The 8566-nt window shown below is 73.0% G+C and carries 7 protein-coding genes and 1 pseudogene; 1 reads left to right on the top strand and 7 read right to left on the bottom strand.

Features of this window, described 5'->3' with window-relative positions; genetic code table 11:
* The 3 genes and pseudogenes from ACWD4B_RS28445 to ACWD4B_RS28435 form a co-directional block, all read right to left on the bottom strand.
* Window positions 1-335 (bottom strand): annotated as a pseudogene (locus tag ACWD4B_RS28445) (NAD-dependent malic enzyme); the annotation flags it as partial.
* A 61-nt stretch (window positions 336-396) separates the two neighbouring features.
* Window positions 397-1836 carry an aspartate ammonia-lyase gene (aspA, locus tag ACWD4B_RS28440; RefSeq protein WP_451423437.1) on the bottom strand — a complete coding sequence of 480 codons (1440 nt, stop codon included), beginning with the start codon at window positions 1834-1836 and terminating at the stop codon, window positions 397-399.
* Window positions 1837-1887: 51 nt separating this feature from the next.
* Window positions 1888-2895 carry an asparaginase gene (locus tag ACWD4B_RS28435; protein ID WP_451423436.1) on the bottom strand — a complete coding sequence of 336 codons (1008 nt, stop codon included), beginning with the start codon at window positions 2893-2895 and terminating at the stop codon, window positions 1888-1890.
* A 150-nt stretch (window positions 2896-3045) separates the two neighbouring features.
* Here ACWD4B_RS28435 and ACWD4B_RS28430 point away from each other — a divergent pair, with 150 nt between their 5' ends.
* Window positions 3046-3501 carry an Lrp/AsnC family transcriptional regulator gene (locus tag ACWD4B_RS28430; RefSeq protein ID WP_336415305.1) on the top strand — a complete coding sequence of 152 codons (456 nt, stop codon included), beginning with the start codon at window positions 3046-3048 and terminating at the stop codon, window positions 3499-3501.
* A gap of 4 nt (window positions 3502-3505) precedes the next feature.
* Here ACWD4B_RS28430 and ACWD4B_RS28425 read toward each other — a convergent pair whose 3' ends face one another.
* From ACWD4B_RS28425 to ACWD4B_RS28410, 4 genes are all read right to left on the bottom strand, one after another.
* A complete protein-coding gene (locus ACWD4B_RS28425; protein WP_451423435.1) occupies window positions 3506-4615 on the bottom strand; it encodes a PP2C family protein-serine/threonine phosphatase in 1110 nt (369 codons plus the stop codon).
* A gap of 113 nt (window positions 4616-4728) precedes the next feature.
* Window positions 4729-5868, bottom strand: coding sequence for a substrate-binding domain-containing protein (locus ACWD4B_RS28420; RefSeq protein ID WP_451423434.1), 1140 nt, complete (start codon window positions 5866-5868; stop codon window positions 4729-4731).
* Entirely contained in the window at window positions 5865-6890 is a 1026-nt protein-coding gene (locus tag ACWD4B_RS28415) for an ABC transporter permease (protein ID WP_451423433.1), read from the bottom strand. The genes ACWD4B_RS28420 and ACWD4B_RS28415 overlap by 4 nt, the downstream gene beginning before the upstream one ends.
* Entirely contained in the window at window positions 6890-8389 is a 1500-nt protein-coding gene (locus ACWD4B_RS28410) for a sugar ABC transporter ATP-binding protein (RefSeq protein ID WP_451423432.1), read from the bottom strand. The genes ACWD4B_RS28415 and ACWD4B_RS28410 overlap by 1 nt, the downstream gene beginning before the upstream one ends.
* Window positions 8390-8566: the final 177 nt, after the last annotated feature.

Below are 8566 nucleotides of genomic sequence, written 5' to 3'. Positions count from 1 at the left end.
ATCGACAGGTCGTCACGGTTGCGGATGGGGTGCTTCGACGCCATCTCGATCTTGCCACCGAGATGCATCAGGAACGTACGGTCCGAAACCTTGCCGACCGTGACGCCGTCGATGCCGCGGAGCTTGTCCACGACCTCGTCGGCGTGCGAGGTGGACTTGGCGGCGACGGTCACGTCGATGCGCAGCCGCTCGTGGCCGGACGCAGTGACGTCGAGGCCGGTCACCGAGCCGCCGGAGGACTCCACGGCCGTGGTGAGCTGGCTGACGGCGGTCCCGCCTGCGGGGACCTCCAGACGGACGGTCATCGAGTACGAGACGCTGGGCGCCGTTGCCATCGGGGTGGTACTTCCTTCTTCTTGCTTTTGGTGGGGGGAAAGCGGTGGTGGGGGTGGGGGATCAGACCGCAGCGGTCCGCGCGTGCGGGCGGGCCAGGTTGTCCGGGTGGAGGATCTCCTGCAGCTGCTCCGGCGTGAGCAGGCCCTTGGCCAGGACCAGGTCGTACACCGAGGCGCCGGTGGTCAGGGCCTCCTGGGCGACCGCGGTGGCCTGCTCGTAGCCGATGTGCGGGTTGAGCGCGGTGGCCAGACCGATGGACTGCCCGACGAGCTGCGCCAGGTGCTCCCGGTTGGCGGTGATGCCGCTGACGCACCGCTCGGCGAGGGTCAGGCAGCCGGCCCGCAGGTGCGTCAGGCTCTTGAGGAGGCTGTGCGCGATGACCGGCTCGAAGGCGTTGAGCTGGAGCTGGCCGGACTCGGCGGCCATGGTGACGGTCACGTCGTTGCCGATGACCTCGAAGGCGATCTGGTTGACCACCTCGGGGATCACCGGGTTGACCTTGCCCGGCATGATGCTCGAACCCGCCTGCACCGCGGGGAGGTTGATCTCGGCGAGGCCGGCGCGCGGGCCGCACGAGAGCAGGCGCAGGTCGTTGCAGGTCTTGGAGAGCTTGACGGCGATCCGCTTGAGCACGCCGGAGAGCTGGACGAACGCGCCCATGTCCTGGGTGGCTTCGACGAGGTCGCCGGCGACGGAGAGCGGGATGCCGGAGATCGCGCTCAGGTGCTCGCAGGCCGTCGCGGCGTACTGCGGGTGGGCGTTGAGGCCGGTGCCGATCGCGGTGCCGCCGAGGTTGATCTCGCTCAGCAGGGCGCACGCCTCGGCCAGCCGCGCCCGGTCCTCGGCCAGCATCACGGCGTAGGCCGCGAATTCCTGGCCGAGCGTCATGGGCACCGCGTCCTGCAGCTGCGTGCGGCCCATCTTCACCACGTCCGAGAATTCCGCGGCCTTGGCCGCGAAGGCCTCGTGCAGGACCTGCATGGCCTCCAGCAGGCGGGCGGCGGCGAGCTGCAGCGAGAGCCGGACGGCGGTCGGGTAGACGTCGTTGGTGCTCTGCCCGGCGTTGACGTCCTCCAGCGGGTGGAGGTGGCGGTACTCGCCCTTGTCGTGGCCGAGGAGCTCCAACGCCCGGTTGGCGACGACCTCGTTGGCGTTCATGTTGGTGGACGTGCCGGCGCCGCCCTGGATGACGTCCACCACGAACTGGTCGTGGAGGCGGCCTGCGCGGATCTCCGCGCAGGCCTGCACGATGGCGTCCGCCTTGCGCTCGTCCAGCAGCCCGAGGTCGTGGTTGGCCCGGGCGGCGGCCTGCTTGACGGAGGCCAGGGCGACGACGAGGTCGGGGTAGGCGGAGATCGGGGTGCCGGTGATGGGGAAGTTCTCCACGGCGCGCAGCGTGTGGACGCCGTAGTACGCGGCCGCGGGGACGTCCCGGTCGCCGAGGAGGTCGTGCTCGGAGCGCGTCTGCGCGTGGTCGTGGGGGGAGGCGGGGGCCGACATGGGGGTCCGATCCAAGGCGTGATGTGGGGGGAGTGGGGGGAGGGGAGGGCGTCAGGCCGCTGTGACCGGCTCGGCGGCCACGGGGGTGCCGAGCGCGTGGCGCAGCGCGTCGGCGCGGCCGGCCGGGTCGGTGGTGGCGAGGGCGGCGGAGAGCACGGCGATCCGTGCCTGGCCGGCGCGCAGGGTGCCGGTCAGCACCGCTCCGGCGGCCACGAGGTCCACGGCTCCGCCGTGGGTGTAGATCTCCGCGACCGGTCCGGTGGACACGCGCGTGGTCAGGGCCACGAGGACACCACGGGAGACGGCGGCCTCGACGGCGGCGCAGATCTCGGGGGTGGCGTTGCCGGCTCCCGTCGCGACCAGGACGATGCCCTGGGCGCCCGCTCCGACGGCGGCGTTGAACAGCAGCGGGTCCCCGTCGCAGTGGTGCATGACGGCGTCGATCCGGGGCAGCGGGGTGTCGGCCGCGGGCAGGGGGAGCGGTGCGGGGCGCTCGGGGCGCCGGTGGATCTGGATGCCGTCGGCCGTCACGTCCGCGACCCGGCTGCCGGAGGGGTCGGCGAAGGCGTCGGCGGCCAGCGTCTGCACCTTGACCGTGCCGCGTGCGGCGTGCACCTGCCCGTTGAACACCACGAGGACGCCGAGGCCGCGCACGGTGGCCGCGGTCAGCAGGGCGTCGTGGAGGTTGCGCGGCCCGTCGCCGTCCTCCGCCTCGAGCGGGCGCTGGGCGCCGGTGAAGACCACCGGGCGGGGGTCGTCGTGGTGGAGGTCGAGGAAGAAGGCGGACTCCTCCAGGGTGTCCGTGCCGTGGGTGACGACGATGCCGTCCACCGCGGGGTCGGCCAGCACCTCGCGCACGGTGCGCAGGAGGGCGAGCTGGTGCGCGGTGGTGATCCGGGCGCTGTTGACGCTCATCAGGTCGACGACCCGGACGCTCACGCCCTCGGGCACGGCGGCAGTGGCCAGGACGTCCCCGCCCGCCGCGTCGGCGGCGAACCCGGACCCCTGCCAGCGGCTGGCGATCGTCCCGCCGGTGCTGATGACGACGACCTGTCCCACGTGTGCTCGCTCCTCTTGCCGCTTGTCCGGGTGATGCCTCGTACGCCAGTTCGCAGACGTCGGGCCGAGAGCAACCTTAGAACGAATCGCGCGCAATCGGATTGCCAGTTCAGGCGCGGTCTCCGCGCGTGCGGGGTGGATAATTGCGCCATGGACGAGATCGACAGAAATATCTTGCGCGAGCTCCAGAACGACGGACGTCTGACCATCCAGGACCTCGCCCAGCGGGTCGGTCTCACGTCCTCGCCCTGCCTGCGCCGCGTCCGCCAGCTCGAACAGGACGGCGTGATCGAGGGCTACCGCGCGGTCATCAATCCCGAGGCCGTCGGACGCAGCTTCGAGGTCCTCGTCTCCGTCGAGGTCAAGCGCGACCGGGAAGCGGTCGAGACCTTCGAGGCGGCACTCCAGGAGATCCCCGACGTCATCGAGGCCTACCGCCTCTTCGGCAGCCCCGGCTGTCTGCTGCGCATCGCCGTCGCCGACCTCACCGCCTACGAGCGGCTGTGGATCGAGCGCCTCACCACGCTCTCCGGCGTCACCGAGGTGAACTCGCAGATCATCATGAAACGGATCAAGGAGCCGCGCGGGCTGCCGGTCGACCGCTGAGCGCTCAGGCGCCGCCGCCCCGGGTGATGGCGAGAAGCGCCATGTCGTCGCTGATGCGGCCGCCGGTGTGGTGGCCGACATCGGCGAGCAGGGCGTCGAGCAGCTCGTCCGGCCCGGAGAAGACACGTCCGGCCAGGCCCGCGACGGGATCGTAGAAGGCCCCCGCATGGTTCTTGGCCTCGGTGAGACCGTCGGTGTAGAGGAGAAGGGTCGCACCCGCGGGGAAGCGCACCGTGTCGGTCCTCACGGCCTCGGCGGGCCGCAGCCCCGCCAGGCACAGGGGGAGGGCCGGCTCGGACGGCTCCGCGCTGTGCACCTCGCCGTTCCGCTGCAGGATCAGCGGTGCCGGGTGGCCGCGGTTGACCAGCCGCAGCTCGTCGCCCGTGTGCGCGATCTCGGCGAGAACGCCCGTGACGAACCCCTCCGACCGCTCAAGCCCCGCCCGGCGCTCCGCCTCCCGCACCAGCCCCCGCTCCAGCCGCTCCGCGACCCCGGCGAGCGCGGGCTCCTCCTCGGCGGCCTCCCGGAACACCCCGAGCGCCACGTCCACCGCCTTGACCGCCTCCATGCCCTTGCCCCGCACGTCGCCCACCAGACAGCGCACGCCGTAAGGGGTGTCCTGCACGCCGTACAGATCGCCCCCGATCTGCGCCTCCCGGACGGCCGACCGGTAGCGCACGGCGATCGTCAGGGACCCGATGGCGGGCGGCGGGTGCGGCAGTACGGCGCGCTGCACGGCGAGGGCGATCTCGCGTGCCGACTGCAGCCGCACGTCCCGGTAGTGCATGAGCCGGTTGACGACGACGGCGAAGGCCGAGACGGTCGCCACGGCCGACAGCTCGCTCCGCCCGCCCGAATCCGCCGCGAAGCCGAAGTGGGTGAGGACCGCGAAGTCGGCGAGACAGGCGCCGATGCCCGCCAGGACCGTCGCGCGCAGCGACAGCAGCGCCGCGGCCGTCATCGGTGCGGCCGTGTAGAAGGCCTCCGCGCTGAAGTGCGGCGGCGTGTTGAGGTCGAGGAGGACACCGCCCGCCAGCAGGAGGACGGGCACGATCTGCAGGTGACGCAGGAACCAGCGCAGCACGGCGGTGAGCCCTGCACCCGGTGCCTTCACGTGCCCGCTCCCGATCCTCGGTGCCGAACCCCACGCACGCTCCAGGATCCTCGGATCCGATCATGGCTGCCAGCGGTGGGACGGCCGTATGGGTACGCCCCGCCCGCCGTGCCTCACCTGCCCCAGATCGTCCGGTACGCCGTGCGGTACCCGGGCGGGTCCCAGGCCGTGGCGCCGCCGGTGTTCGCGGCGGTGGCGATGTGGACGGGGGCGACGTATCCGCTGGCCGGGCGGCCGGAGAAGGCGCGGTTGAGCTCGTCGACGATCTGCCACCCCTGTGCGGAGAGCGGCTCGGGGACGGTGGCCGCCTGGAACTGGCGGTTGTTGATCCGTTCGAAGGCGGAGGGATCGCCGTCGCCCGCACCGATGTTGAAGGGGGCTCCGGATCCTTTCCTGCGCTCGGCCCGCAGGGCCGGGGCGGCGTCGGCGAAGTAGACGTCGTTGACGGCGACGGAGTGGGTCCAGGTGTTCCGGAAGCGTGCGAGGAGCGCGGAGACCGCCTGCGGGGTGCGGCTGCTGGTGTCCGGGAGCGGGATGTTCTCCTGCGCGAGGAGCTGCACTCCGCTGCAGGCGGCCAGTTCCTTGCGGATCAGCTCGGACTTGTGGTGGGCGAAGGGGATCGAGGCGTCGGTGAAGACGACGACTCCGGCGGTGCCGCGGGAGTGGGCGACGACCCAGTCGGCGCTGATGGTGGCGACGTCGTCGACCTTGGTGGTGACGTTGGTGAAGAGTGCGGGGTCCTTGCTGGGCCCGGGGGAGTCGACCGCGTGCCAGCCGACGAGCGGGATGTGCCCGGCGTCGGCCTGTGCGACCTGCCGGGAGGTCAGCCGGGGGTCGAAGCCGCCGATGACGATGCCCGAGGGCCGCAGGGTGACGGCCTGGCTGAAGGCCTGCTGGAGGCCGACGGGGGTGCCCTGGCCGTCGATGACGCGGACGCTCCAGCCGATGGCCCGTGCTGCTTCCCGCATGCCCTTCGCCGTTCCCGCGACGCCGGGGTTGGTCATGGTCTGGGCGACGTAGACGATCGTCTTGCCGGGCGCGGCCGTCGGCCCGCTGGTGGGCCCGTTCCACTTGGTCTCGCCCGACTCGGCCCGCCGGACGGCTGTTTCGGCCTTTGCGAGGGCGGCCGGGCAGCCGGTCCTGGCCGGCCCCGCAGGGGTGCTCGTCGTACGGGACGACGAGCCGCGCTCGCAGCCGGTGAGGAGCACGGCCGCAACCGCCCCTGCGGCCAAGGCCGTCAGGGCGGTTCTCACGGGGCGGCCCGGTGCGGCTCGGCCCGTCGCCGGTGCAGCTGCCGGCGGGCGGCGTAGCCGGCCAGGCCGACGGCGATGAGCAGCGTGCTGCCGTTGAACAGCGGAGTGACCCAGAACTGGGCGCCGAGCTGGCCGATTCCGGCGAGGCCGACGGCGAGGACGGTGACGGCGACGAGGGTGCCCGGGGCGTTGGCCCGTCCGGGCCGGATCGCGGTGGAGCCGAGCAGGGCGCCGACGAAGGCGGGCAGCAGGTAGTCCATGCCGACGCTCGGGTTGCCGATCTGCTGCTGGGCGGCGAGCAGCACGCCGGCGATGCCGACGACCAGGCCCGATCCGGCGAACGCGCAGACGACGTAGCGCCGGGAGGGGATGCCGACCAGGTCGGCGGTGCGGGGGTTGGAGCCGATGACGTACAAGTACCGGCCGAGGGGCAGCCGTTCCAGGAGCACCCAGAGGACGGCGGTGAGGGCGAGGACGTAGAAGGCGGGGACGGGCAGGCCGAGGAACCGGGAGTCGTACAGGTCGGTGAAGGCGGCCGGCAGGCCGTGCGGGCCGGGGACGATGCGGGCCCCGTCGGTGATCCAGCCGGTGAAGGCGTACATGACGCTGCCGGTGCCGAGGGTGGCGATGAAGGAGTCGATCCGCGCGTATTCGACGACGAGGCCGTTGACGGCGCCGGCCGCCGCCCCGCCGAGCAGCACGACGAGGCAGGCCAGGGGCCACAACCAGCCTTCGGTGACGACGAGTTGCATCGTCACGACGTGTGCCAGGCCGAGGCCGTAGCCGATGGACAGGTCGAACTTGCCGGTGGCGATGGGGAGTGTCGCGCCCAGCGCGAGGAAGGCGGGGACGGAGTTGTTGGACAGGATGGCGGAGATGTTGTCGAGCGTGGGGAAGGTGTCCGGCAGGGCGAGGGAGAAGGCGAGGAAGAGCAGGACGGTGAGGACCGCCAGGCCGTAGGCGCCGACGAGATGGCCGAAGCGGCGGCCCAGCGGGGAACGGGGCGGGCGCAGAGGGGTCATCAGGGCGTCCCGGTGAGCGGGGCCATGGCGGAGGCGGCGCGGGTGAGCGCGGCGGCGGTGAGGCCGGCGCCGCTCAACTCGGCCGTCACGCCTCCGCGGACGAACACCAGGGCCCTGTGGCACACGGTGGCCACCTCCTCGAAGTCGCTGGAGACGAGCAGCACGGCGAGGCCCCGGTCGAGCGCGTCCTGCAGCAGGCGGTAGAGCGCCGCCTTGGCGCCGACGTCCACGCCCGCGGTCGGCTCCTCCAGGATCAGCAGGCGCCGGCCCGTCCGGAGCCACCGGCCGATCATGACCTTCTGCTGGTTGCCCCCGGACAGGGTGGCGATCGGCGCCTCGCTGTCGCGGGGATGCACCGCGAACTGCTCGATCAGGGCCGCGGCGCGGGCCCGTTCGCGCCCGGGGCCGATCCAGTGCACGCCCGGCGGGCCGCCCGCCCCGGGGTTGGGCAGGAGGTTCTCCCGTACGGTCAGCCCGTCGGCGCAGCCCTCGTCCTGCCGGTTGCTGCTGACGAAGCCGGTGCCGGCGGCGACCGCGGCCGTGACCGTGTGCGGCCGGTACGGCCGTCCCGCGAGCAGGGCCCGGCCGCCGAGGAGCGGCCGGCAGCCGGCGAGGGCGCGGCCGAGGGAGGTGTGCCCGGCGCCGGTGAGGCCCACCAGGCCCAGGATCTCGCCGGCGTGCAGCCGCAGCCGGACCGGGCCGGTGTCCTCGGTCCGTACACCGTCGAGGCTCAGGACGGCCGGACCCGAGGCGGGGGCGGTGGTGCGGTGGGGGGCCGGTTCGTGACCCACGATGTCGTGCACCAGCCGGGCCGCGGGGTAGCCGGCGAGCGGGCCGTGGCCGACGAGGCGGCCGTCGCGCAGGACCGCGAAGGTGTCGGCCACCCGGTGCACTTCGTCGATGCGGTGGGTGACGAAGACGACGGCGTGGCCGTGGTCGCGCAGGGTGTGCAGGACGGCGAAGAGGCGGGTACAGTCCGCGGCCGGGAGGCTGGCGGTCGGCTCGTCCAGGACGAGCAGTCCGGCCTCGGTGCACAGGGCGCGGGCGATGGCCACCAGGGAGCGTTCGGCCCGGGTCAGCTCGGCGACCGGCGTGTCCGGGGCCAGGTGCGCGGCGACGATGCCCAGGGCTCTCGCGCACTGCCTGCGGGTCCGCCGCCAGGAGACGAGGCCGGCGCGGCGCGGGTATCCGGCGCCCAGGGCGATGTTCTCGGCGACCGTCATCCACTCCACCAGGCCCAGATCCTGGTGGATGAAGGACATGGTGCGCGAGGCGGCCTCGGTGCCGAGCGGGTGCCCGGCGACGGTCACTTCGCCCTCGTCCGCGTGGTGGACTCCCGCGAGCACCTTGATGAGGGTGGACTTTCCGGCGCCGTTGGGGCCGAGCAGGGCCAGGATGCTGCCGGAGCGGATGTCGAGGTCGACCGCGTCCAGGGCGAGGGTGCCGCCGAACCGCTTGCCGAGGCCGCGGATGCGGACGAGGGGCTCTGAAGACCGCATGTCCGTCATGCTAGGGCGTTTCCGGCGCCACGGCGCCCCGTAAGGGGCGCGGGGAACTGCGCGATCAGCCAGGATGCGCCTGCAGTCGAGGTCCCCGGGGTGGTGCTTCGGCTGCAGGCCGGTGGGGGCTGGTCGCGCAGTTCCCCGCGCCCCTACAGGGCGCCGCGTGCGGACGCG

Source organism: Streptomyces sp. NPDC002536 (assembly GCF_053594995.1).
The sequence above is the reverse complement of the archived record's forward strand: the minus strand, read 5'-3'. Positions and strand labels throughout refer to the sequence as shown.